Origin of the sequence: Halohasta litorea, from assembly GCF_024494645.1 — an archaeon.
Lineage (GTDB): Archaea > Halobacteriota > Halobacteria > Halobacteriales > Haloferacaceae > Halohasta > Halohasta litorea.
The window spans coordinates 871,958-893,998 of record NZ_JANHDJ010000001.1 but is presented as its reverse complement, the minus strand read 5'-3'; the positions used below and the strand labels follow the sequence as shown (position 1 = coordinate 893,998).

21 protein-coding genes and 1 tRNA gene are annotated in these 22,041 nt (G+C 63.6%); 5 read left to right on the top strand and 17 right to left on the bottom strand.

Annotation, left to right across the window (positions count from 1 at the left end; genetic code table 11):
• Positions 1-92: 92 nt before the first annotated feature.
• From NO877_RS04690 to tuf, 4 genes are all read right to left on the bottom strand, one after another.
• Positions 93-164 (bottom strand) — tRNA-Ala (locus tag NO877_RS04690).
• A gap of 46 nt (positions 165-210) precedes the next feature.
• Positions 211-780: a rhomboid family intramembrane serine protease gene (locus NO877_RS04685; RefSeq protein ID WP_256395144.1), complete on the bottom strand. Its 570-nt coding sequence runs from the start codon at positions 778-780 to the stop codon at positions 211-213.
• 270 nt (positions 781-1,050) lie between these two features.
• Positions 1,051-1,362, bottom strand: coding sequence for a 30S ribosomal protein S10 (gene rpsJ / locus NO877_RS04680; protein ID WP_379826938.1), 312 nt, complete (start codon positions 1,360-1,362; stop codon positions 1,051-1,053).
• The gene (gene tuf / locus NO877_RS04675) at positions 1,359-2,624 is read right to left on the bottom strand and encodes a translation elongation factor EF-1 subunit alpha (protein ID WP_256395143.1); all 1,266 of its coding nucleotides are present in this window, start codon (positions 2,622-2,624) and stop codon (positions 1,359-1,361) included. The genes rpsJ and tuf overlap by 4 nt, the downstream gene beginning before the upstream one ends.
• A gap of 213 nt (positions 2,625-2,837) precedes the next feature.
• Here tuf and NO877_RS04670 point away from each other — a divergent pair, with 213 nt between their 5' ends.
• Both NO877_RS04670 and NO877_RS04665 read left to right on the top strand, forming a co-directional pair.
• On the top strand, positions 2,838-3,956 hold the full coding sequence (locus tag NO877_RS04670) for a helix-turn-helix transcriptional regulator (RefSeq protein ID WP_256395142.1): 1,119 nt from the start codon (positions 2,838-2,840) through the stop codon (positions 3,954-3,956).
• Positions 3,957-4,077: 121 nt separating this feature from the next.
• Positions 4,078-4,959, top strand: a complete 882-nt coding sequence (locus NO877_RS04665; protein WP_256395141.1) for a hypothetical protein — start codon at positions 4,078-4,080, stop codon at positions 4,957-4,959.
• A gap of 149 nt (positions 4,960-5,108) precedes the next feature.
• On the opposite strand, the gene NO877_RS04660 is transcribed toward NO877_RS04665, so the two are convergent.
• The 5 genes from NO877_RS04660 to NO877_RS04640 all read right to left on the bottom strand — a co-directional run bounded on the left by NO877_RS04660 (position 5,109) and on the right by NO877_RS04640 (position 10,267).
• The gene (locus tag NO877_RS04660) at positions 5,109-6,068 is read right to left on the bottom strand and encodes a homoserine dehydrogenase (RefSeq protein ID WP_256395140.1); all 960 of its coding nucleotides are present in this window, start codon (positions 6,066-6,068) and stop codon (positions 5,109-5,111) included.
• Entirely contained in the window at positions 6,065-6,595 is a 531-nt protein-coding gene (locus NO877_RS04655; RefSeq protein WP_256395139.1) for an amino acid-binding protein, read from the bottom strand. Before NO877_RS04655 ends, NO877_RS04660 begins: the two co-directional genes overlap by 4 nt.
• A gap of 282 nt (positions 6,596-6,877) precedes the next feature.
• Positions 6,878-9,064, bottom strand: a complete 2,187-nt coding sequence (locus NO877_RS04650; RefSeq protein WP_256395138.1) for an elongation factor EF-2 — start codon at positions 9,062-9,064, stop codon at positions 6,878-6,880.
• 164 nt (positions 9,065-9,228) lie between these two features.
• Entirely contained in the window at positions 9,229-9,780 is a 552-nt protein-coding gene (locus NO877_RS04645) for a universal stress protein (protein ID WP_256395137.1), read from the bottom strand.
• Complete coding sequence (locus tag NO877_RS04640) at positions 9,764-10,267, bottom strand: Lrp/AsnC family transcriptional regulator (RefSeq protein WP_256395136.1); 504 nt, start codon at positions 10,265-10,267, stop codon at positions 9,764-9,766. Before NO877_RS04640 ends, NO877_RS04645 begins: the two co-directional genes overlap by 17 nt.
• A gap of 221 nt (positions 10,268-10,488) precedes the next feature.
• On the opposite strand from NO877_RS04640, the gene NO877_RS04635 reads away from it, so the two are divergent.
• The 3 genes from NO877_RS04635 (at position 10,489) to NO877_RS04625 (ending at position 15,161) form a co-directional block, all read left to right on the top strand.
• Positions 10,489-12,666 carry a universal stress protein gene (locus tag NO877_RS04635; RefSeq protein ID WP_256395135.1) on the top strand — a complete coding sequence of 726 codons (2,178 nt, stop codon included), beginning with the start codon at positions 10,489-10,491 and terminating at the stop codon, positions 12,664-12,666.
• A gap of 63 nt (positions 12,667-12,729) precedes the next feature.
• Positions 12,730-13,470 carry a DUF5781 family protein gene (locus NO877_RS04630; protein WP_256395134.1) on the top strand — a complete coding sequence of 247 codons (741 nt, stop codon included), beginning with the start codon at positions 12,730-12,732 and terminating at the stop codon, positions 13,468-13,470.
• Positions 13,471-13,523: 53 nt separating this feature from the next.
• On the top strand, positions 13,524-15,161 hold the full coding sequence (locus NO877_RS04625; RefSeq protein WP_256395133.1) for a potassium channel family protein: 1,638 nt from the start codon (positions 13,524-13,526) through the stop codon (positions 15,159-15,161).
• 9 nt (positions 15,162-15,170) lie between these two features.
• Here the strand turns inward: NO877_RS04625 and NO877_RS04620 are convergent, their stop codons facing one another.
• The 8 genes from NO877_RS04620 to NO877_RS04585 all read right to left on the bottom strand — a co-directional run bounded on the left by NO877_RS04620 (position 15,171) and on the right by NO877_RS04585 (position 21,897).
• Positions 15,171-16,430 (bottom strand): COG1361 family protein, encoded by a 1,260-nt coding sequence (locus tag NO877_RS04620; RefSeq protein ID WP_256395132.1) that lies wholly within the window; start codon positions 16,428-16,430, stop codon positions 15,171-15,173.
• A 182-nt stretch (positions 16,431-16,612) separates the two neighbouring features.
• Entirely contained in the window at positions 16,613-17,329 is a 717-nt protein-coding gene (locus NO877_RS04615; RefSeq protein ID WP_256395131.1) for an urease accessory protein UreF, read from the bottom strand.
• Positions 17,322-17,951, bottom strand: a complete 630-nt coding sequence (ureE, locus tag NO877_RS04610; protein ID WP_256395130.1) for an urease accessory protein UreE — start codon at positions 17,949-17,951, stop codon at positions 17,322-17,324. The genes NO877_RS04615 and ureE overlap by 8 nt, the downstream gene beginning before the upstream one ends.
• On the bottom strand, positions 17,948-18,865 hold the full coding sequence (locus NO877_RS04605; protein ID WP_256395129.1) for an urease accessory protein UreD: 918 nt from the start codon (positions 18,863-18,865) through the stop codon (positions 17,948-17,950). Before NO877_RS04605 ends, ureE begins: the two co-directional genes overlap by 4 nt.
• On the bottom strand, positions 18,862-19,482 hold the full coding sequence (ureG, locus tag NO877_RS04600) for an urease accessory protein UreG (RefSeq protein WP_256395128.1): 621 nt from the start codon (positions 19,480-19,482) through the stop codon (positions 18,862-18,864). The genes NO877_RS04605 and ureG overlap by 4 nt, the downstream gene beginning before the upstream one ends.
• Entirely contained in the window at positions 19,482-19,808 is a 327-nt protein-coding gene (locus NO877_RS04595; protein ID WP_256395127.1) for an urease subunit gamma, read from the bottom strand. The genes ureG and NO877_RS04595 overlap by 1 nt, the downstream gene beginning before the upstream one ends.
• On the bottom strand, positions 19,805-21,517 hold the full coding sequence (ureC, locus tag NO877_RS04590; RefSeq protein WP_256395126.1) for an urease subunit alpha: 1,713 nt from the start codon (positions 21,515-21,517) through the stop codon (positions 19,805-19,807). The genes NO877_RS04595 and ureC overlap by 4 nt, the downstream gene beginning before the upstream one ends.
• On the bottom strand, positions 21,514-21,897 hold the full coding sequence (locus NO877_RS04585; RefSeq protein WP_256395125.1) for an urease subunit beta: 384 nt from the start codon (positions 21,895-21,897) through the stop codon (positions 21,514-21,516). Before NO877_RS04585 ends, ureC begins: the two co-directional genes overlap by 4 nt.
• Positions 21,898-22,041: the final 144 nt, after the last annotated feature.

The following is a 22,041-nucleotide window of genomic DNA, read 5'->3' as shown; positions in this document are numbered from 1 at the left end:
GGAAACGGCTCAAACGCAAACCTACGGATAGAGCCACTAGGAACGCCAAATATGAGGTGGAGAGAACCCTCTCCATGGCGTTTAATTACAAGTGGACTCGCTGGGATTTGAACCCAGGGCCTCTTCCTTGCGAAGGAAGCGATCTACCGCTGATCTACGAGCCCGCATCCGAACAGAGCCGAGCACCGCACTTGTATGTTCTGTTTCGCCCTACGTATCCAACACGCCAGCCGCCCCCGCCAGCAACCCGAGCAACAGCCCAGTGAAGTGGGCCACCAGCGCGACGCCCGGTCGGCCAGTCGCAATTGTCACCACCAGCGCCGCCAGCGCGAACAGCGCGAACTGCGCCCGCGGCGGGAGCCGGATGCGATCCAGGAGCGTTGAAGCCACCACGTTCCCCGCCAGCAGGTAGCCGAAGAGTCCAAAGACCGCGCCGCTCGCGCCGAGGACCGCCGTGCCGGGGCCGAGGAGGCCGGTCGACACCACCTGTGTGATCCCCGCGAGCGCGCCCACCGTGAGGAAAAACAGGTGGAACCGCAGGCGCGTGGTTCGGCGTTCGACCAACAGCCCGGCCAACAGCAGTGCGAGGCTGTTCGACAGCAAGTGCGGGATCGAGCCGTGGGCATAGACGCTCGTCACGATCGTCCAGGGGTTGGCGGTGATCGGCGGCGCGAGCACGAACAGTCCGATAAGCCCGACGAGGCTGGTGACTCCCTGGAGGGCAAAGACGATCACGAAAAGCAGGAGGGTTTCCAGTGTGGGGCTCCGTGAAGAGGCCATACTGTAGGTTGGTCGACCAGCTTAAAAAGCGATGTTGTGATCATAGAGCAGGGTGTTGGGGGCTTTCTGATTCTCCACAGTCGACACTCCAGCAGTCGACCCACAAACCCAATTACAGACAGTCGACACCCCAAACCCGACGATACCAGCAGCTCACCCGGATAAAACAAATGAAAGGTATGAGGCGCGGGACGCCTTAGCGCCGCGGTGGGTTCGGTCGCAGATCGACGAACGAGCCGCGACCGCTCGGTACCGAAGATCGGCCTCGAATCAGTCTTCGAGGACGATCTCGATGCTCACGTCGTTGGGCACCTGCACACGCATGAGCTGTCGGAGCGCACGTTCGTCGGCATCCAGATCGATGAGCCGTTTGTGAACGCGCATCTCCCAGTGCTCCCACGTGGCGGTCCCTTCGCCGTCTGGCGACTTCCGCGATGGGATGTTGAGCTTCTTTGTCGGCAGTGGGATCGGGCCACTCAGCGTGACACCGGTCTTGTCTGCGATCTCCCGAACATCGTCGCAGATGTTGTCGAGATCCTCGGGGTGCGTGCCAGCGAGGCGGACGCGTGCTTGCTGCATTATCGCTCGTTGACTTCGAGCACTTTGCCTGCCGCGATGGTCTGACCCATGTCACGGACGGCGAAGCTGCCGAGTTCCGGGATGTCGCCGGATGGCTCGATGCTGAGCGGTTTCTGCGGTCGAACGGTCACGATTGCGGCGTCGCCCGACTTGATGAAGTCGGGGTTCTCCTCGGCGACCTCGCCGGTCGCGGGGTCGAGCTTCTGATCGATCGACTCGATCGTACAGGCGACCTGTGCCGTGTGGGCGTGGAAGACCGGCGTGTAGCCAGCCGTGATCACGCTGGGGTGCTGCATGACGACGAGCTGGGCCTGGAACGTCTCGGCGACGCTCGGCGGGTCGTCGGCCGGACCACAGACGTCACCGCGGCGGATGTCGTCCTTGCCGATGCCACGAACGTTGAACCCGACGTTGTCGCCGGGGCCCGCGCTCGGGACTTCCTCGTGGTGCATCTCGACGGTCTTGACCTCGCCGCCGACATCGGAGGGCTGGAAGGAGACGTTGTTGCCTGCTTCCAGCGTCCCGGTCTCGATACGTCCAACCGGGACGGTACCGATACCCGAAATCGTGTAAACGTCCTGGATCGGGAGTCGGAGCGGCGCGTCCGTCGGCGGCTCGACTTCCGGCAGGTCGTTGAGCGATTCGAGCAGGGTGTTGCCGTCGTACCAATCCGTTTCGTCGGAGGCTTCGGCGATGTTGTCGCCCTCGAAGGCCGAGATCGGGATGAACTCGGCGTCGTCCGTGTTGAAGCGGACCTGCTTGAGGAGCTGGGTGACCTCTTCGCGGACTTCGTTGTAGCTCGACTCTTCGTAGTCGACGAGGTCCATCTTGTTGACGCCGATGATGAGCTCGTTGATACCGAGCGTTCGGGCGAGGAAGACGTGCTCGCGGGTCTGGGGCGCGACACCGTCGTCGGCTGCGACGACGAGGACCGCGTTGTCAGCCTGCGAGGCTCCCGTGATCATGTTCTTGACGAAGTCACGGTGGCCCGGACAGTCTACAATCGTGAAGTAGTATTTGTCCGTGTCGAATTCCTGATGGGCGATGTCGATGGTGACACCGCGCTCTCGCTCCTCTGCGAGGTTGTCCATCACGTAGGCGAACTCGAATCCACCCTTGCCCTTCTCTTCGGCTTCTTCTCTGTGCTGTTCAATCACGTGCTCTGGGACGGACCCTGTCTCGAACAGGAGTCGTCCGACGAGCGTGCTTTTGCCGTGGTCGACGTGGCCAATGATGGCCAAGTTCTGGTGCGGTTTCTCACTCATGGTAAGTAACGCGCTAAGGCGCTCTGTGGGGAGTCTTTTGACTGATTCCCGTAAAACCATTTCGATACGTCTCCCCCAGCACCACCACGCTGTCTTGCGGTTTGTGCGAGCAAGTGACACACACGACGCCAGTATTCGACAGCCGATCGTCAGCCGATTGCCAGCCGATCGGCCACGGTCGTTTTTTAAGTCTCCGTGAGCGTACGACGTGTAATGAACGCTGGCCGCAGCCGACTCTCAGTGGGCTGTCTCCTCGTCGTCCTTCTCGCCCTCGCTGCCAGTGGTGGTGTGTCACTCCTCGCCGACCCCGTCGACGCCCAGTCGGGGTCAGTGTTCGTCCAACAGGACGCGATCGCCGCCGACGAGATCCGGATCTCGATCGAGCTTCGAGAGGACGGCTCGGCCGCCTGGAGCCTCGGGTTCTGGCGTGTCCTCGACGATGACGACAGCAGGACGGCCTTCGACTCCCTTCAGCGCGACATCGAGTCCGACCCGCAAAACTACACCGCGGAGTTCGCCACCCGCATGGAGACCACCGCCGACGCCGCGAGCAACGCGACCGGCCGGGAGATGGCCGTTGGCAACGTCACCGTCGGCACCGAACAGCAGTCGCTGGCCCGGGAGTACGGCGTCATCCGCTACAGCTTCGAGTGGGAGGGGTTCGCCAGGACCGACGGCGAGGAACTGTATGCGGGCGATGCGATCGAGCGGCTGTATCTCGGCGACGGTACACGCCTCCTGATCAGCTGGCCGGAGGGGTACGACCTCCAGGAGGTCGCGCCCGATCCGGATAACCGACGCGAGACCGCCGTGCTCTGGCAGGGGTCGGACACCGAGTTCATCGCCACCGAGCCCCGTGTCGTCGTTGCTCCGTCGGGACTCGGTCTCGGGGCTATCGCCGGACTGCTGGCTGGGTTCGCACTCCTTACGGGCGTTGCTGGCTGGATCCTCCGGCGACGGTCGGCCGATGGCTTCCCTGGAGCAGAAACGGATGGACCTCCTGAAACCCCGCCCGTCTCCGCCGACTCGGAAGCCAACACCCCACAGACCGATCCGGACGCCGAACCCGAGTCGGTAGAAGAAGACACCAGGAGCGACGCTCAGCCGGACCCATCGCTGTTGAGCAACGAAGAGCAGGTCATGCAACTGTTGGAGGCCAACGGCGGCCGCATGAAACAACAGACGATCGTCGAGGAACTCGGCTGGACCGACGCCAAAACGAGCAAGGTGGTAAGCGGGATGCGCGAGGCCGGAACCATCGAGTCGTTCCGGATCGGTCGGGAAAACGTCCTCACGACACCCGACGCCGACCCGCGGGAGCCGGGTCCATGAGCGGGACACGGCAATCGGCGGTTCTCGACACAATCGACAGACGGAAGCGGATTGAAAACGGACGAAAATGGGCGACAACACCGCCAGTATATAACACGATACGAGACCTACACCGAGTACAATGAGTCGAATCGGGACTATCCTGCTGGCGGTCGCCCTCGTGAGTGCGCTGGTGGCGGTGCCGCTCGGCGTCTCCGCGGCGGCCACAGTGCAGATCGAGACCAACGAGAGCGAGCAGGTCGCACCGGGTGAACGACTGGCTGGCGTCGTCGGCATCCAGGAGGCCGCCGTCTCGGGAGATCTCTCGGAGCGACGCTACGAGGCGCGACTCGACCGCGCCGACACCGACGCCGAGCGGGCCGCGATCGTCGCCGACCGCCGCGATGAGATCGACCGCCGACTCGCCGACCACACGGCCGAACTCGCCGAGCTCCGGGCGGCCCGCGAGGCAGGCAACATCACCGAGGGCACCTACCGCGCGAGGGTAGCGACGCTCGCGGCTGAAAAAGGCAGTACCGAGCGGGCAGCCGAGCGGGCCAGCGAGACCGCCCGCCAGCTCCCGGCAGCGGCACTCGACGCACGCGGCCTCAGCGTCGAGGACCTCCAGGAGCTTCGAGCCAACGCGAGCGACCTCGGCGGGCCGGAGACGGCCGCGATCGCGCGCGAGATCGGCGGGCCGAACGCCAGCACCCCCGCCGTCGGTCCGCGGCGCGACGATCCCGCCGCGTCGGCTCCGGATCGAAACGCCAGCGACCGAGCCGGAACGACCGACGACCGCCAGCCCGGTAGATCCGGGGCGCGTACGGTCGACGGCACCAACCGGTCGACCGGATCGAGCGGTGCCGACGGCGCAGCCGGAGCCGAGGAGTCGTCACACCCCCGTCAGGGCAATCCGGACGGCAGTGGCCAACAGAATACGGCCAACCGGAACGGACCGGCGGAGCCGACAGATCGGGCGGAGAACGCGCCACCCGACGCTGGCCAACGCTCGAAGGGGCAGTAACCGACAATCCGGTTATTACTCGACAATCAGCACCCGATTCGGCGTCGATACCCACTGCGTCCGTTTATAAATAAACACCCGCTAACAAATACAGACAAGCCCGGCACGGGTTCGGTGGACTCACATTCGCCCGCGCCGCCGTCAGTGGCTCAGTCGACCAGTCGGCTCACGTCAGACAGCACCGCGGTCGCCGTCTCGGGACCGCCCGCACCACGGCCGCTGATGTTGAGCCGTCCGGCGTGGGTAGTCTCTAGCTGGACGATGTTTAAGGTCCCCGTCACCGACAGCGGGCCGTCGGCGGGCACCAAGCGCGGTCCCACACTGACGCCCTCGGGCGTCGACTCGCCGATCAGCCGGATCGTCCGGCCGTCCTCGGCAGCGAGATCGAGGGCGGTCCCTGGAATATCGGTGATCCCGTCGACCACCGCGTCTTCGAGGGTGAACTCCTGGTCACCATCGGCCAGAACGTTCGAGAGGATGACGAACTTGAGGGCGGCGTCGATCCCCTCCACGTCGAAGGTGGGATCGGCTTCGGCGACACCGAGGTCTTGGGCCTCCGCCAGGACGTGCTCGTAGTCCAGCCCCTCGGCGGCCATCCGCGAGAGGATGAAGTTGGCCGTCCCGTTGAGGACGCCGCGGGCAGCGGTGATGTGGGTCGGGCCGAAGTCCTCGATCGTCGAGAGGATCGGAATCGCGCCGCCGACGGTGGCCTCGAACCGGATCTTGCCCTCGCTGTCGGCCTCCAGTTCCCGGAGCTCGCCGTAGCGTTCGGCGACCGGTCCCTTGTTGGCCAGCACGACGTGTTTGTCGCGTTCGAGTCCCTGCTTGACGTGCGAGAAGCCGGGCTCGGCGTCGCCCAGCGTCGTCGGTGTGGCCTCGACCAAGACGTCGTAGGCACCGCCTACCGCGTCGTCGGGGTCGGCCTCACCGACGACGCCCTCGTCGGATTTGCGCTGCAGGACGGCTTCGGCGTCGACGCCATCGGGATCGACGACGGCCGACGAGGAGTCCGCCACTGCGGTGACGGTGTGGCCGTACTCTTCGGCGAGTTCGACGACCGACCGGCCGACCGCCCCCGCGCCGAGCACACAGAGCCGTGCGCCGCTCATTGGCTCGCCTCCGTGAGGGGTTGAATTACTTGGAGCTCCTTGTCGGCAGCGATCTCCTGGAGCTTTGCCAGCGCATCGCCGTTGGTCCCCGACCGGGTTTTGAGTCGGAGCCGCGCGCTCGACGTCTCGTCGCGGCCACGCGGGGCCGACAGGGAGAGATCGGTCAGTGAGGCGTCGGCACAGGATTCGATCTGTTTGAGCGTATCCGAGAGGTCTGTGTCGACGAGGTGGCCGACCAGAATGACGACCAGCTCCTCGTCGTACCGCTCGGAGCCCGCCTGAACCACGTTGACACCGGCCTCGCGGAGCGATTCGACGATAGTCTCGAAGCGCGTGGGCGCACACGAGATGTCGACCTCGACCGGAATGTGGCCCCGTGGGGTGAGGTTCCCACGTTCGTGGTAGATCGACAGCAGATTGCCGCCCGCCTCGGAGATCGGCTCCAGGGCGCGAAGCAGCTCGCCCGGCTCGTCGACGAGTTCCAACCGAACAGTGTGGGTCTGGACCTCGCCGCCAGTGTCGCTCATCGGGTCACCTCCGGGGCCGACGACCGTGTCGTGTCCGACCGACAGCAGATGCTCCCTCGTGCGATGCTGACCCGTCGGACTGCGGCTGACGTTCCCGTCCGCATATACATCAACCGTGTTTTTTCAGCAGGTATAAGACTTCATCGAAGCCTCGCCTTGCCAGTGGGTCGTCGATTCGTATCGGGCCGGGAGATCCACCGCAGAAAACGCTGCCTACCAACCGGTAGGCACTGACTAAAGCGAGTCGGGGCCGGGGAGATCGCATCCGGCCGGTAGATCGACTTAGATGTAGTCGACGCTCGGCGGCAGTTCGAGCTTCATCCCCTTGCGCTCTCGGATATCCATGATCTTCTCGTCCTGGAGGTTATCCACGAGCACGCGGAAGCCCGCGTTTTCGGTGTTCCACGAGGCGCGGCCTTCGGTGGCCGAACGAACATCCGAGGAGAAGCCGATCATCTCCTCGACAGGGGCGAGCCCCTCGATCACCATGAGGTCACCCTCCTGGTACATATCGTCGACAGTGCCGCGTCGACCCTGAATCTCGCCGGATGCCGACCCCATGTACTCGGACGGAACATCGATGCGGACGTTCTGGACCGGTTCCAGAAGCTTGATCTTCGCGTCGATCAGCGAGCGGTGGACCGCATCACGGGTTGCCGGAATAACCTGTGCGGGACCGCGGTGGATCGTGTCCTCGTGCAGCTTGGCGTCGTGAAGTCGGAACAGGGCACCCTGGACCGGCTCGGCGGCCAGCGGGCCGTCTTCGAGGGCGTCTTCAAGCCCCTCGATGACGAGTTCCATCGTCTCGTTGAGGTGCTGGATACCCTTCGTCTCGTCGAGCAGGATGTTCGTCTTGAACATGTGCTCGACGTTCTGCGAGTCGTCCTTGTCCATGCCCGCTTCCTGGAGCGCCTCACGTCGTTCGAGCTCGGGCATATTCATCGAGGCCTCGCCGAGCTGGATCGTGTCGACGATCTCCTGGCTGAGGGGTTCGGCGGTGAGGTAGAACTTGTTGTGGTTGTTCGGCGAGACGCCCTCGACTTCGCGGGATTTCTCCTGGGGCTGCTCGCGGAAGACGACGATCGGTTCGCCGGTGTGGACCTGGATTCCCTGATTGTCGCGGATACGGTGAGTGATGACTTCTAGGTGAAGCTCGCCCTGCCCGCTGATCAGGTGTTCGCCGGTATCTTCGTTAATTTCGACGCGAATTGTCGGGTCCTCTTTGGCGACCTGCTGGAGCGTCTTGATGAGCTTCGGCAGGTCGTCCATGCTCTTGGCCTCGACGGATTTCGTGATGACCGGCTCGGAGATGTGTTCGATCGACTCGAACGGTGTCATCTCGACGGAGGAGACAGTCGAACCCGCAATCGCGTCCTTGAGACCAGTGACCGCGGCGATGTTGCCTGCGGGAACCTTCTCGACTTCCTCGCGTTCGCCACCCATGAAGATCCCGACCGACTGGACACGGTTGGTGCCCGCCGTCCCCGAGACATACAGGTTCTGGCCCTTTTCGATGGTACCGGAGAACAGTCGCCCCGTGGCGATCTCACCGGCGTGGGGGTCCATCGAGATGTCGGTCGACATGAAGACGACTTCGCCGTCCTCATCGACAAGGCGCATACTTTCGGCGAGCTCCGATTCGGGGTCGCCACGCCAGACCGTCGGAATACGACGGGGCTGGGCGTCGACCGGGTTCGGGAAGTGCTCGGCGACCATGTCAAGCACGACGTTCGACAGCGGCGTCCGCTCCTGGAGCTCGTCGCGGCCCTCCTCGCCGCTGCGTTCGAGCTCCATGATGTCGCCGAAGTCGATCCCGGTTCGCTGCATCGACGGCATCGAGACGCCCCACTTGTAGAGGGCCGACCCGAAGCCGACCGTACCGTCTTCGACCGAGACGGTCCAGTCGTAGTCCTTCTCCTCGGTCATCCCGCGGATGAGCTCGTTGACGTCGTGGATGACATCCAGGAGGCGCTGCTGCATCTCTTCAGGTCCTTCCTGAAGCTCGTTGATGAGGCGGTCGACCTTGTTGATGAACAGTGCCGGTTTGACACCCTCGCGGAGTGCCTGCCGGAGCACCGTTTCGGTCTGGGGCATTGCGCCTTCGACCGCATCGACGACCACAAGTGCGCCGTCAACTGCGCGCATTGCGCGGGTCACGTCGCCACCGAAGTCGACGTGGCCGGGGGTGTCGATGAGGTTGATGAGGTGGTTGGTGTCCTCGTACTCGTGGGTCATCGAAACGTTTGCCGCGTCGATGGTGATCCCACGTTCCTGTTCGTCCTCTTTGGTGTCCATCGCGAGCTGCTGGCCAGCAGTCTCGTTGGAGATCATGCCAGCACCGGCGAGGAGGTTGTCCGAGAGCGTCGTTTTCCCGTGGTCGACGTGAGCGGCGATGGCGATGTTCCGGATGTGTTCCGGGTTGTCCATCAGCCGTTCACATTCTTGAACGATCTTTTTTCGTCGGCCCATTATACAGGGTGCTACCAGCAGGAGGGTCAAAAGGGTAGTGTTTCGCCCTGCGGGAGTTCCCCCGACTCCGACCGCAGCACGCCGGAAAACCGAGCTCTCAGTGTGAAACAAGATACCATACCATGCGTTCGTAATCAAGCGACGACTGACCCCGAGTCGGGCCGCTACTCGATGGTGTCTTCGGTCGGGATCGCGGCTTCGAGCTCCGGGATCCGTATCGGTCTCGCATGCGAGACGATCATCGTATCGTAGGAGCGATCCGAGGAGACCGACGAGCCGACACTGAGCGAGCTGGCGATCCGCCCCGCGTTCCGACTACCGACGAAGACGATACTCGCGTCGTTGTCCCTGGCGAACTTGCGGATCTTGTTTGCGATCGTGCCCGACGGGGAGTTCCGACCGACCGAAATGTGGTGGAACTCGGCATCCGGGGCGATCTCGGCGACCGACTCCTGGAGCTCCTCGATGATCGCCTCGCCGTCGAACGGTTGATCCGGTTCGATCCAGCCGCGCTCACGAGCGTAGGATTTGTTGTTTCTCGGTACGACCGACACGGCGACCACGCCCTGATCGAACACCGTGTCGAACTGCGCGGCCCGGACAAGCGCCGTCTTCGACAGTTCGCTACCGTCGAAGGGAAAACTAACGTCATTAGTCGGCGGATCCGGTCTGATATCAATAGCGTTTGGTATGGAGTGTTCAGTCTGTTCCGCCATCGTCGGTCGACTCCGGCTCTTCGCAGGCGTCGAGAAACCCGTGGTACGGACAGACGTACTCGTCGCGGATGAGCTTCTCGTCGACGACAGTCAACCCCAAGGAATCCAGCTCCTCGGTGATCCGGTTGAGATCGTCGTGGTCCGTGCCGATGGCGTTGACGTAGACGTTCCGCTCGCCGGTCATGATCTCGCGGACCGCGGTTACGCCGTGGATCTCGCGGGCCCGGTCGGCGAGGCTGTCCCGCTCTGGGATCGGCGCGGTACAGATGATCTTCGTGTACAGCGGGTAGCCCGCCAGATCGTAGTCGATATCGAGATGATACCCCCGGATGATGCCGCGTTCTTCGAGTCGGTTGAGGCGTGTCCGAACTGTACTCGACGAGAGATCGAGCTTTGCGGCGATATCACTGGAGGAAGTCCCCCGGGCGTCCTGCTGGAGGTAGTAGAGAATCCCCCGATCGATGTCGTCCAGCTCCCCGTTTTTCATCGCTACTGTAGGGTGGCGTCCGGGGGACCTATCAGTCTTATGTACGGACCCCCGCCCCGCGGCTGTCGACACACAAGCCGTATATACTCCTATACCTCCCTATTAATAACAATAATCTATATATTCCCGTATTATTTTGACGGATCGTCAATTGAAACCGCAGTTTTATCCGCTCCCGTCATATAGTAGTCGACAACGGACCCGTCAGCCAATAATATTATATGAAAGAGTTAGAACGCGACCTCGGGCTACCCTCGGTGCTTGCGATCAGTATCGGCGCGATGATCGGCAGTGGTATTTTCATTCTCCCGGCGCTGGCGCTGGATATCGCCGGTCCGGCAGTGATTCTCGCCTATCTGTTGGCCGGGCTGCTCGTGGTGCCAGCGGCGCTCTCGAAATCCGAGATGGCCACGGCGATGCCCGAAGCCGGGGGGACCTACATCTATATCGAGCGTGGGATGGGCCCCATGCTCGGGACGATCGCCGGGGTCGGCACCTGGTTCTCGCTGTCTTTTAAAGGTGCGCTCGCGCTCGTCGGCGGCGTTCCCTATCTCCTCTTGCTGTTCGATCTCCCGTTGAAGCCGGTCGCCCTCGGGCTCGCAACGGTGCTGATTCTGGTGAACATCCTTGGAGCCAAACAGACCGGTCGGCTCCAGTTGGTGATCGTCGTCGTGATGCTGGCGGCGCTGGGCTGGTTCGCCGCTGGCAGTGCTCCCAGTGTCCAGTCGGCGAACTACGCGAACTTCTTCGGCGACGGCGTCGGTGGCTTGCTGGCCGCCACCGGCCTCGTGTTCGTCTCGTATGCGGGCGTGACGAAGGTCGCCAGCGTCGCCGAGGAGGTCGAAGACCCCGGCCGGAACATCCCCCTCGGCATCCTGGGTTCGCTGGCGTTTACGACCGTATTGTACGTCGCGGTCGTCACCGTGTTGGTCGGCGTCACCGACCCCGGCAGCGTCGCTGGCTCGCTGACGCCGGTGGCGGTCGCCGCCGAGCAAACCCTCGGGCAGGCGGGCGTCATCGCGGTCATCCTCGCGGCGATCCTCGCGTTGATTTCGACCGCGAATGCGGGCATCCTCTCGTCGTCCCGCTACCCCTTTGCGATGAGCCGAGACCAGCTCGCCCCGCCGACGTTTTCGACGGTCAGCGAGCGGTTCGGCACGCCCGTCACCTCGATCACGCTGACCGGTGCAGTGTTGCTGGTACTGATCGCGTTCGTTCCGATCCTGGATATCGCAAAACTCGCCAGCGCGTTCCAGATCCTCGTCTTCGGGCTGATCAACGTCGCGCTGATCGCCTTCCGCGAGGGGACAATGGAGTACGAACCGGAGTTCACCTCGCCGCTGTATCCCTGGATGCAGATCTTCGGTGCGATCACCGGCGCGCTGCTGCTCACACAGATGGGAACGATCGCGCTCCTCGGCGCAGTTGCCATCACCGTCGGGAGCGTCGTCTGGTATTTCCTCTACGTCAAACCCCGCGTCAGTCGGGAGGGGGCCGCCAGCGACGCGATCCGCCGACAGGTCGGACAGAACGCCCTCTCAGAAGTCGAGACTGCGCCGGGCGACGGCACCCAGGAGGTGCTGGTCGCGCTGACCAAGGAACTCGACGAGGGCCGCGAGCGGGCGCTGATCCGACTGGCCGCCGATATCGTCCGTCCCGAAAACGGGCGGGTCGTCGTCGTCCGGTTCCAGGAGATCCCCGATCAGGCCCCGCTGACCGAGGGGGCCACCGTCCAGTCGTCGTCGGATCGCTCCTTCGAAACCCGGATCGAGGGCCTCGCCGACGACTGCGGGGTCGACATCGAGGCCGACGAGATCGTCAGCCACGACACCAAACACGCGATCGTCAACTTCGCCGACAACCGCGGCGTCGACACGATCATCGCCGAACACGAGCCGCTCCGGCTCCGCTCGCGGATCGTCGGCGACCCCATCGACTGGGTGGTCCGCCATGCGCCCTGTGACGTACTCTTGGTCGACAATCTCGGCTACGACGAGCCCAAACGGGTCGTCCTCTCGGGCGACGGTGGCCCCTACGCCCCGCTGGCGGTCAGCGTCGGCGAGGCCGTCGCCGCCGCCAACGAGGGGTCGGTGTCACTGTGGTATCCGGCCGAGGGGGGCCACACCGACCAGCAACAACAGCGCGTCGACGACTACCAGACGGAGCTCTCGGAGCTACTCTCGGTGCCGGTGGCGGCCGAACCGATGCGGACCGACGGCGGCCAGCTCCAGCAGCCCGATCTGTTGGTCCGGCGCGGCCCCGACCACCGGCTCCGCAGCGCCGTGGTCGACGAGCGACCGACGATCCCGACGCCGGGCTGTACGACCGTCACCGTCTACCCACACGAGTCACGCCGCCCGTCGCTGCCCCGTCGCCTCGTCGAGCGCGTCGTCTTCTAACACTGCCTTCGGCTGCTGGCCGCGAAACACCCATATAGCTGCCCCTCCTTGGTAACAGTACGCATGGATGTTCGAGTGCAAGGAACGGTCGCCCCGGACCCGTTTTTGAGTGCGGCCGCACTCCTGGAAACCGAGTATGAGCTCTCGCGGCCGGTCGACGTCCAGATCCGTGAGAATCCCGACGAGCGAACGTGGGCGGCCCACTACGAGGACCGCCACGTGCTCAACATCTCCCGGCAGGCCGCCACCAGCGTGATGGCCCGCGAGCTCGCCTTACACGAGTTCGCCCATATGGCTCGCTACGAACAGCGGCATGCCTCCCACATCCAGTCGACCGAGGAGGCACTCTTTCTCGCATTGGCTGGCAAATCCGTCGAGCGCCGCAAACTCTCGCATTGCTACCAGATCGCCAACCATATGAAGGACATCTACGCCGATGATATCACCCTCGATCTGGCCCCGGCCACCAAGCTGATCGACTTTTTCGCCGCGAAACTCGCCGACGCGCTGGCCGACCGGCCCGCCGAGGACGACCGGCCGGACTCCCGGCTCGAAACGCCGGGGGCCGACCCCGAGATCACGGCGGTCAACGCCGCCTTCGCCCTCGGGCTGGTCGAGCGTCACGGACTGGTCGACAGGAGCCACCGACTGTACGATCTCGCGGGGGCGGCGGCCGCCGACGCACCGGCAGTCGATCTCTCGGGATTTAAAGAGCGGTTCAAATCGCTCGGCGACGAGCCCTCCGAAAGCGAATATCGCAAGGCACTGGTCGACGTAACGCGGGCCTACGCGACCGCCGAATAGGCGAGGAAGTCGGTAAACGGAAGGGCTTTTCGGGGAGAGTGGTATCCGACAGTATGGGTCAGCTGAAACGTCGGGCAGTCGGCTATGTTCTCGGGATTGCAGTTCTCATCTTCGTCTCCGCGCTCGCCTACCACTTCGGGAGTCTGACCTACGAGCCATCCTACCCCTACTCGTTTCTCCAGTCCGTACAGTTCGTCGTCGAGACGTTTACGGCAACCGGCTACGGCTCGCATTCGCCGTGGGAGAGCCCACAGATGAACGTGCTCGTGATGCTTCTCGATATCACCGGGGTGGCGCTGTTTTTCGTCGCACTCCCGGCGGTCTTTCTGCCGGTGTTCCGACAGGCGATCTCGACGTCGGCCCCGACGACCGTCGACGAGAAGCTCCGCGACCACGTGATCGTCTGTTCGTTCTCCTCGCGTGTGGAAACACTGATCGACGAACTGGAGGCCGACGGCGTTGACTACGTGCTACTGGAGGCCGACGGCGATCGGGCCGACGAGCTCTCCGAGGAGGGGTATCCGATCGTTCACGCCGATCCGGAGTCCGTCGCCGGGCTCAGACGGGCCAACATCAGTACGGCACGGGCACTCGTCGCCGATGTTTCGGACCGGGTCGACGCGAGTATCGTGCTGGCGGCCAGAGAGGCCAACGGCGACCTGCAGGTCGTCAGCGTCGTCGAGGACCCCGACCGCGAACGCTACCACCGGCTTGCGGGGGCCGACACCGTGTTGTCTCCCCGAACGATCCTCGGCGAGAGCCTCGCCGGAAAACTTACGACTGCGGTTCGGACGGATTTCGAGGACGCGGTTTCGATCGGCGAAGAGTTCGCCATCGCTGAGATTCCCATCGACGGCGACTGCGAGCTGGCGGGGACGACGCTGGCCGAGAGCGCGATCCACGAGCGATACGGGGTGACGATCGTCGGCTCGTGGCTCCACGGCGATTTCGAGATGCCGCCCGATCCGGAGTTGGTCCTCGACAGCGGCACCTACCTGATCGTCACCGGCCGAGAACCACAGCTCCAGGAGCTCGAACGCGAGGCGACCTCCGCGGTCCGCCGGTTCAGCCATGGGAAGACGATCGTCGTCGGCTACGGCGAGGTCGGCGAGATCGTCGCCGGACGGCTCGACGAGTTCGACCTTCCCTACACCGTGGTCGACGAGGCCGACCGCGAGGGCGTCGATATCGTCGGCGACGGCACCGACCCCGAGGTGTTGCGGGCAGCGGGCATCGAGAACGCCCGCTCGGTCGTGTTGGCGCTGCCGGACGACACGGCCACCGAGTTCGCGACGCTCGTGATTCGGGATCTGAACCCGGAGGCAGAGATCGTCGCCCGCGCCGAGACCGCCGGGGCCATTCAAAAGACCTACCGCGCGGGCGCGGAGTACGTGCTCTCGCTTTCGACGGTCAGCGGGCGGGCGATCGCCTCGGAGGTCCTCGATACCGAGAAGATCCTCTCGATGGATACCCAAATCGAGTGTATTCGAACGACCGCCGCGGGACTCATCAACGAAACGCTCGCGGGAGCCGGAGTTCGCGAACGCACCGGCTCGACAGTTGTCGCCGTCGAACGTGACGACGAGCTGCTCACTGATCTCGGCCCCGACTTCCGTTTCCAACATGGCGACGAACTGGTCGTCGTCGGCACCGACGAGGATACCAACCGATTTGTCGAACAGTTCGGCTGATCACGAGCCTCAGAGCGTAAACGAGATGGTGTCGGTGATCGTCCCGCCATCGACACCGACGATCTCGATGTCAGCTTGGTACTCACCGCCGTTTTTCGGATCACGCAACCTGTCGATGGTGATCTCCGCGTCGCCGTCGATACTCGTATCTTCCGTGCCGTCTGCGAGATCCCACGTCGCGGTATGGCCGCCGTTGCTCGTTGTTTCCTCGAGTATCGTCACGTCGTTCGTATTCGTGAGGTCGATCGTTACCGTCGGGTCGCTCTCGTTGAAATTCAGGCTCTTCCGGAAGACGTCTGATGGATAACCGATCGTAATGGAGTCGACGTCCTCGTCGAAGTCGATTCCCGGCGTACTCCACGTGTGAATCGACCCGTTTCCGCTCTTGGTGAGCGAGAGGCTCCAGCCGCCGGTCACGGTGATCGGATCGCTCTGTTGGGCCGTATCCCCAGCTACTTCAGCGACGAAATCTGGTTTGTCACCCGACTGACCCGTGTACGTGAACGAGCCGCTTGTCGTCTCGGTGGGATCGAGTGTGTAGTCGGTACTCTTCTCGGTCGACCCGTCGATGTTCAGGTCGACATCCCGAGTGTCGGTTCCCTCTCCAGTGTTGGTTACGTCGAAGGTGATCGTGATCTCGTCGCCAACGGGGACCTCACTCGGCGTACTGAGGTTCGAGATTTCGAAGACGCCATCGCCAGTCGAGGTCGTCAGCGTTGCCCGGATCCGGAACCGATCGCCATCCGATTTGAAGAAGGTCAACGTCGGTTCGTACGTCCCCGAACCCGGGTTGACGATGCCAGCGTTCCCGTTCTGTGCATCGCCGATAGTGACGCGGGCCTCGCCGTCGATAGTTGCGTCATCCGTTATATCGAACGTTGCGGTAGGGCCAGTGTAGTCCGCAGCGTCGAGACTAACGGTTTCGAAACGCGGATTCCCCGTCGACGTATCGTAAAATTCGACCGTCACTTCGGCGTCGGTGAGCAGATCGAAACTCGCGCGGTCGGTGTCGAACTCGTAGTCGGCTTCGATCCGGTCGATGGTTTCACCGGTCGTGATCTCCATCTCCCAGCTATGTGTCGACTCCGTGTTCTCCGTGCCGGGTTCGATATCGAACGACGATGCGTCGTACGTGTTGGCTCGATACGGGACGACTCGAAAATCACTCGTGGATGAGACCGAATCAGCAAACCCTGCGGAAGTCGCTGTGAGACTGCCGCTAATCGTGATGAGTGCGCCCCCGCCGAGGATGAAGTTCCGTCGTTTCATGCGTGCCCGGTCTTCGGTTCCCTGTCGAGCCTGGCAGACGTATCCAGGAGGCCAACAGGGTATGTCGTATCAACCTGTATGGATCGAAGATATATCAATATTCGTGTGTACCGCCGTCGGTCGGCGGTGGACATTGGGCTGCCGCGAGGTCGGTGTCGCGAGCATGTGGGAAACGGGGCCGTTCAACTCATAAAGAGCCGCCGGTCGGCCCGTTCGTGAGTCATTCCCATTACGTCCGCCAGTGGCGCAAACGAGTACATCGCCCCGAGTTCGGCGTCGCGATACTGCTCGCAGACGTCTTCGATGACCGGAAACAGCCTCGACAGCTGCGACTGGATGTCGGTGTGTCCGAACCGGCCGAGCCGTTGGGCAGCGCCTAACAGCCCGGCCACCGTGGAGTAGGCACTGACGACCGCCGCCTCCCGGCAGCCGAGTCCGGCGCGTTGGGCGACCACACCGAGGGCGACCGGATAGTGGCCCGCCGTCCGGCCCTCGTCGACAGCGTTCCGGTAGTCGGCGACGATCCCGTCGACCTCGACCGTACCGAATGGGCCGTTGTCGGTCTCGGCCAGGAGATCCAGGAGCTTCCCACCGGCCTTTTCGGAGCTTTCGCGGAACTCGGCGGGGAGGGTTGCTGCGCCGAGTCGGTCGTCTGCCGCCAGGACCCCATCGAGATCTCCGGCCGCCGCAGCGCGGTGGGCGTGGCCGAGCGCAACGATCTCCGCGGGCCCGATCACACCCTGTAGATAGCCCTTTATAAGCTCGCCCAACTCCTCGCCGGTCTCGATATACCCCTTGTTGATGTACTGTTCGACGCCGTAGGAGGCCGTATACGTCCCGACGGGGAGCATCGAATCCGAGAGCCGCAACGCCGTCAGGAACGCCCCAGAGTCAGTCATGGCTGTGGCCTCCCGGATGGCTGTGATCGTGATCCGACTCGTGGCTGTGATCGTGATCCGACTCGTGGCTGTGATCGTGATCCGACTCGTGGCTGTGGCCTCGATCCGAATCACGACCGTACTCAACCGGCTGGTCGCTGTTTATAAACCGGTCGGCGTCGACGACCTCGTAGCACGTCTCGGTCCCCTCGGGGAGATACGGTCCGAGAACGTCTTCGATGATCGCCTTGTCGGCCGCGACGGGTATATAAACGGTCCCGTCTTCGACCGCGATATCCCAGTGCTGGTTGCCGATTCGGTGGCCGAGTTCGACCGCCGCCAGCAGCGTCGCGTCGGTCGGCTCCAGGAGGTCGATCACGAACGCCTCGCGGGCTTCGAACTCGACGACGACCGCGAAATCGTCCTCGACGACGAGGACATCGCCAGCCGACAGTTCCGGCTGGTCGACGAGCACGCCGAGATCGGTCCCGGCGTCGGTTGCAACGCGGAGCCGTGATTTCCGCCGGTTGGAGCTCTCCAGGACGACCCGTTCGAGAGTCCCGGCGGCCTCGTGGGCCTCGACCCGCTCGGCGAGTGTGGGGTCGTCGAAACGGTTGCCGACGACGCCGTCGACGCGTTTCATCGCTTTTCCTCCCCGATCGGTGCGCCGACACCGAGCAGCGTCTGTCGGCTCTCGTCCCACGCCGCCTCGACTGCCGTCGTCACGTCGGCGCTCCGGTCGCCGAGCACCCGAACCGTCAGCCCGGCGTCGTCCTTTAAAAGTGACGTGCCGCCGTGAACGGCGGATAGCTCGGCGAGCCGGTCGTGAATCGCTTCGGCAAGGTCGTCGAGTTCCTCACAACTGGGTGCGAACACGTAGAGCGTCCCGATGACGCCGAACTCGCCGACAGTTGCCGGATCGCGTGGGTCCCGCTCGCCAGGTCGGAGGTCGACCGCGTCCGCACAGACCAGCGACTCTGTGACCGAGGCTTCCAGGCGACTGTGGAAGTGATCGAAACTGAACGGCTCGTGGTCAGTGAGTCCACTGGGCACGAACACGTCGCCGACGATTACCGTCGCGTCGTCGGCCATCTCGACCGATGTGGTCTGGAGACACCGGGCGTTCTCGTTGAGGATCGTCGGCCCCGGGATGTATTCGAGATGCGCCCCAGAGTCGGCGACGAGCGTAGCGTCCAGATGGGCGTAGCTGGCTTTCATGCTTTGGACCTTCGTTGCGCTCTGGGTCGTCACGTGGGCGCGCGCACCGGGACGAGCCTCGACCGAGAGCGTGTGGCGATCGCCCTGAGTGACCGCGCCGGTCGGGTCCTGGAGGCAGATCGTCGTCAGTCCGGGTGCCGGATCGCTGTCCAGAGTACCGGTGAGATGGTAGGGTACCTTGATGTAATCCGACAGCAGCCGCGTGGGGTTGTCGCCCTCGCGGCCCACCACCAGCTCGGCGACCCCGTTTTTGCCGTGGCCGAACGCCGGGGACTGCGGCAGGTGTTGCTCGCCGTACTCCTGGAAGGCTGGCGGCACCGCTTCCCGTTCGGTGCTCACGCGAACAGAACGCTCCGTTCGATGGCGTCGACGACTTCGTCGATTCCGTCCTCCGCCTTGCAGTCGGTAAACAGGGTCGGCTCCTCGCCGCGGACGGCCTGGGCGTCCCGCTCCATCACGTCGAGATCGGCGTCGACGTAGGGCGCGAGATCGGTCTTGTTGATCACCAGCAGGTCGGCCTGTGTGACCCCCGGGCCGCGCTTGGCGGGGATGTCGTCGCCCTCGGCGACCGAGATGACGAACATGAAGAAGTCCGCCAGCTCGGGATTGAAGGTCGCCGCGAGGTTGTCGCCGCCGGACTCGATCAGGACGACATCTAGTTCGGGATGAGCCTCGGTGAACTCGTCGACTTTGGCGAGGTTCATCGAGGGGTCCTCCCTGATTCCCGTGTGTGGACAGGCCCCGGTTTCGACACCCGCAACGAGGTCCTCGGGGAGTCGGCCCGCGAAGGACTCCTGGAGCTGCTCGGCGTCGGCCTGTGTCATGATGTCGTTGGCGATCACCCCGACGTTGTAGCCCGCCTCGTCAAGCCGCGGCACCAACTGTTTGACCATCGCCGTCTTCCCGGAGCCGACCGGCCCGCCGAGGCCGACCTTGGCGACGTCTCTGTACCCCATCAGTCAAGTTGCTCCTCGCTGTCGGCCCGGATCGGCTCGTGAACCGTCACGAGTTTCGTCCCGTCGGGGAACGTTGGCTCGACCTGTACCATGTCGACCATCTCGGGGACGCCCTCCATGACATCCTCGCGGGAGAGCAGGCTCGTCGCCTCCTTGCGGATCTCGGCGACGCTCTCGCCCTCGCGGGCCCGTTCACAGACCCAATCGGAGATGTAGGCGACCGTCTCGGGATGGTTGAGTTCGATGCCTCTGTCCTTCCGCCGTCTGGCCAGCTCGGCGGCCATGAAGACGGTGAGTCGTTCGTTGTCCTTGGGTGAGAGTTTCATAGCGTGTACCTCTGTGCAAGCGGCAGCTCCTCGGCCGGTTCGCAGGTGACGTGTTCGCCGTCGACCTCGACCTCAAAGGTCTGGGCGTCGATCTCGATGTTCTCCGGCGCGTAGTCGTTGTGCAGCATATCGGATTTACCCACGTCGCGGGTGCCCTCGACGGGCCGAACGGTCGAATCGAGATCCAGTTCCTCGCCGATATCGTTCTCGTAGGCGGCCTGGCTGACGAAGGTGGTACTCAGGGCGTGTTTCGCCTTGCCGACCGCGCCTTCACGCGAGCGCTGCATCACGGGCTCGCAGGTCATCAACGATCCATTGGCCTCGCCCATCTCCGAGTGGACGGGAAAGCCGTTCTTGATGACGTATTTGGGTTTGATGCCGAAGAACGCAGGCTCCCACAGCGCGATGTCGGCCATCTTGCCCGGTTCGAGCGAGCCGATGTACTGATCGATGCCCGCGACCTTCGCGGGGTTGAGCGTGTATTTGGCGACGTAGCGCTCGATACGGGCGTTGTCCGCGCCCGTCCCATCGTCGGCTGGCAGCGGCCCGCGTTGGGCCTTCATCTTGTGGGCGGTCTGCCACGTCCGGCAGATGACTTCGGCCATCCGACCCATCGCCTGGGAGTCGGAGGTCATCATGCTGATCGCGCCCATGTCGTGAAGCACGTCCTCGGCGGCGATGGTCTCCGAGCGAATCCGCGACTCGGCGAAGGCCACGTCCTCCGGGACGTCCGGATTGAGGTGGTGACAGACCATCACCATATCGAGGTGTTCGTCGAACGTGTTCGTCGTGTAGGGCATCGAGGGGTTGGTAGAGGACGGCAGCATATGCTCGTAGCCGATGAGTTCGAGCACGTCAGGGGCGTGGCCGCCGCCTGCACCCTCGATGTGGAAGGTGTGGATCGTCCGCCCGTCGATGGCCTCGAAGGTGTCCTCGACGAACCCAGATTCGTTGAGGGTGTCGGTGTGGATACAGACCTGGACGTCCTCCTCGTCGGCCACGTCGAGCGCACTGTCGATCACTGCCGGGGTAGAGCCCCAGTCCTCGTGGAGTTTGAGGCCGCAGGCACCGGCTTCGATCTGTTCGTGGATCGGTTCGGGCTGGCTGCTGTTGCCCTTGGCGTAGAAGCCGACGTTCATCGGGTACTCCTCGGCGGCCTCCAGGAACCGTTTGATGTTCTCGGGACCGGGCGTACAGGTCGTCGCGCCGCCGCCGTAGCCGCCACCGAACATCGTCGTGATCCCGCTGGCGAGGGCGTGATCGAACAGTTCCTTGCTGTTGAAGTGGACGTGGATGTCGAACGCGCCGGGCGTGGCGATCAGGCCGTCGGCGGGCACCGCGTCGGTGCTCGGGCCGATGATGAGGTTCTCGTCGACGCCGTCCATCGTGTCGGGATTACCAGCTTTCCCGAAGCCAGCGACTTCGCCGTTCCGAACGCCGAGGTCGCCTTTCTGGACGCCGAGGACGGGATCGATGAGGACGACGTTGGTGTAGACGTAGTCGAGCGCGCCCTCCGCTTGTGTGGTCCCCGGCTGCATGCCCATCCCGTCGCGCATCGTCTTGCCGCCGCCGAACACCGCCTCGTCGCCGTAGGTCGTGTGGTCGTGTTCGATCTCCGCGAGGAGATTGGTATCGCCGAGCCGAACCCGGTCGCCCTCCGTGGCTCCGAAGAGGCTCGTATAGTTCTCCCGTGAGAGTTTTCGGCTCATTCTTCAGCCTCCATGTAGCCCTGCTCACGGGCCCGTTCGATGGCTGCTTGCTTTATCTCCTCGTCGTCAAGCGGCCCCTCGACGAGGCCACCCATGCCGTTCATAATTCGGTTGCCGCCGAAGGCCACGAGGTCGACGTCCTCCTCACAGCCTGGCTCAAACCGGATCGCAGTCCCGGCTGGAATGTCGAGCCGCATACCATAGGCAGTCTCACGGTCGAAATCGAGCGCGGGATTCGCCTCGAAGAAGTGGAAATGCGAGCCGACCTGTGAAGGTCGGTCGCCGGTGTTCTCGACGGTGACGCTCGCCGTCTCTCGGTCGGCGTTGATCTCGACGGGTACGTCGGCCGTCAGAAGTTCTCCTGGAACGAGGTCGCTCATCAGGGCTCGTCCCCCATCTCTGCGGTTCTGGTATCGATCAGTTGGACTAACATAACAGATCCTGATTTGTATAACTCAAATAAAACGCTTTCTTTCAGTGTAACTCTGACGGTTGAATCGGACAATCGGGGAGTTATCTATAAT

Bases quoted from the DNA above. Each gene is read 5' to 3' on its own strand.
- NO877_RS04685 (WP_256395144.1), bottom strand. From the start codon at position 780: ATGGCCTCTTCACGGAGCCCCACACTGGAAACCCTCCTGCTTTTCGTG.
- tuf (WP_256395143.1), bottom strand. From the start codon at position 2,624: ATGAGTGAGAAACCGCACCAGAACTTGGCCATCATTGGCCACGTCGAC.
- NO877_RS04670 (WP_256395142.1), top strand. From the start codon at position 2,838: ATGAACGCTGGCCGCAGCCGACTCTCAGTGGGCTGTCTCCTCGTCGTC.
- NO877_RS04665 (WP_256395141.1), top strand. From the start codon at position 4,078: ATGAGTCGAATCGGGACTATCCTGCTGGCGGTCGCCCTCGTGAGTGCG.
- NO877_RS04660 (WP_256395140.1), bottom strand. From the start codon at position 6,068: ATGAGCGGCGCACGGCTCTGTGTGCTCGGCGCGGGGGCGGTCGGCCGG.
- NO877_RS04655 (WP_256395139.1), bottom strand. From the start codon at position 6,595: ATGAGCGACACTGGCGGCGAGGTCCAGACCCACACTGTTCGGTTGGAA.
- NO877_RS04650 (WP_256395138.1), bottom strand. From the start codon at position 9,064: ATGGGCCGACGAAAAAAGATCGTTCAAGAATGTGAACGGCTGATGGAC.
- NO877_RS04645 (WP_256395137.1), bottom strand. From the start codon at position 9,780: ATGGCGGAACAGACTGAACACTCCATACCAAACGCTATTGATATCAGA.
- NO877_RS04640 (WP_256395136.1), bottom strand. From the start codon at position 10,267: ATGAAAAACGGGGAGCTGGACGACATCGATCGGGGGATTCTCTACTAC.
- NO877_RS04635 (WP_256395135.1), top strand. From the start codon at position 10,489: ATGAAAGAGTTAGAACGCGACCTCGGGCTACCCTCGGTGCTTGCGATC.
- NO877_RS04630 (WP_256395134.1), top strand. From the start codon at position 12,730: ATGGATGTTCGAGTGCAAGGAACGGTCGCCCCGGACCCGTTTTTGAGT.
- NO877_RS04625 (WP_256395133.1), top strand. From the start codon at position 13,524: ATGGGTCAGCTGAAACGTCGGGCAGTCGGCTATGTTCTCGGGATTGCA.
- NO877_RS04620 (WP_256395132.1), bottom strand. From the start codon at position 16,430: ATGAAACGACGGAACTTCATCCTCGGCGGGGGCGCACTCATCACGATT.
- NO877_RS04615 (WP_256395131.1), bottom strand. From the start codon at position 17,329: ATGACTGACTCTGGGGCGTTCCTGACGGCGTTGCGGCTCTCGGATTCG.
- ureE (WP_256395130.1), bottom strand. From the start codon at position 17,951: ATGAAACGCGTCGACGGCGTCGTCGGCAACCGTTTCGACGACCCCACA.
- ureG (WP_256395128.1), bottom strand. From the start codon at position 19,482: ATGGGGTACAGAGACGTCGCCAAGGTCGGCCTCGGCGGGCCGGTCGGC.
- NO877_RS04595 (WP_256395127.1), bottom strand. From the start codon at position 19,808: ATGAAACTCTCACCCAAGGACAACGAACGACTCACCGTCTTCATGGCC.
- ureC (WP_256395126.1), bottom strand. From the start codon at position 21,517: ATGAGCCGAAAACTCTCACGGGAGAACTATACGAGCCTCTTCGGAGCC.
- NO877_RS04585 (WP_256395125.1), bottom strand. From the start codon at position 21,897: ATGAGCGACCTCGTTCCAGGAGAACTTCTGACGGCCGACGTACCCGTC.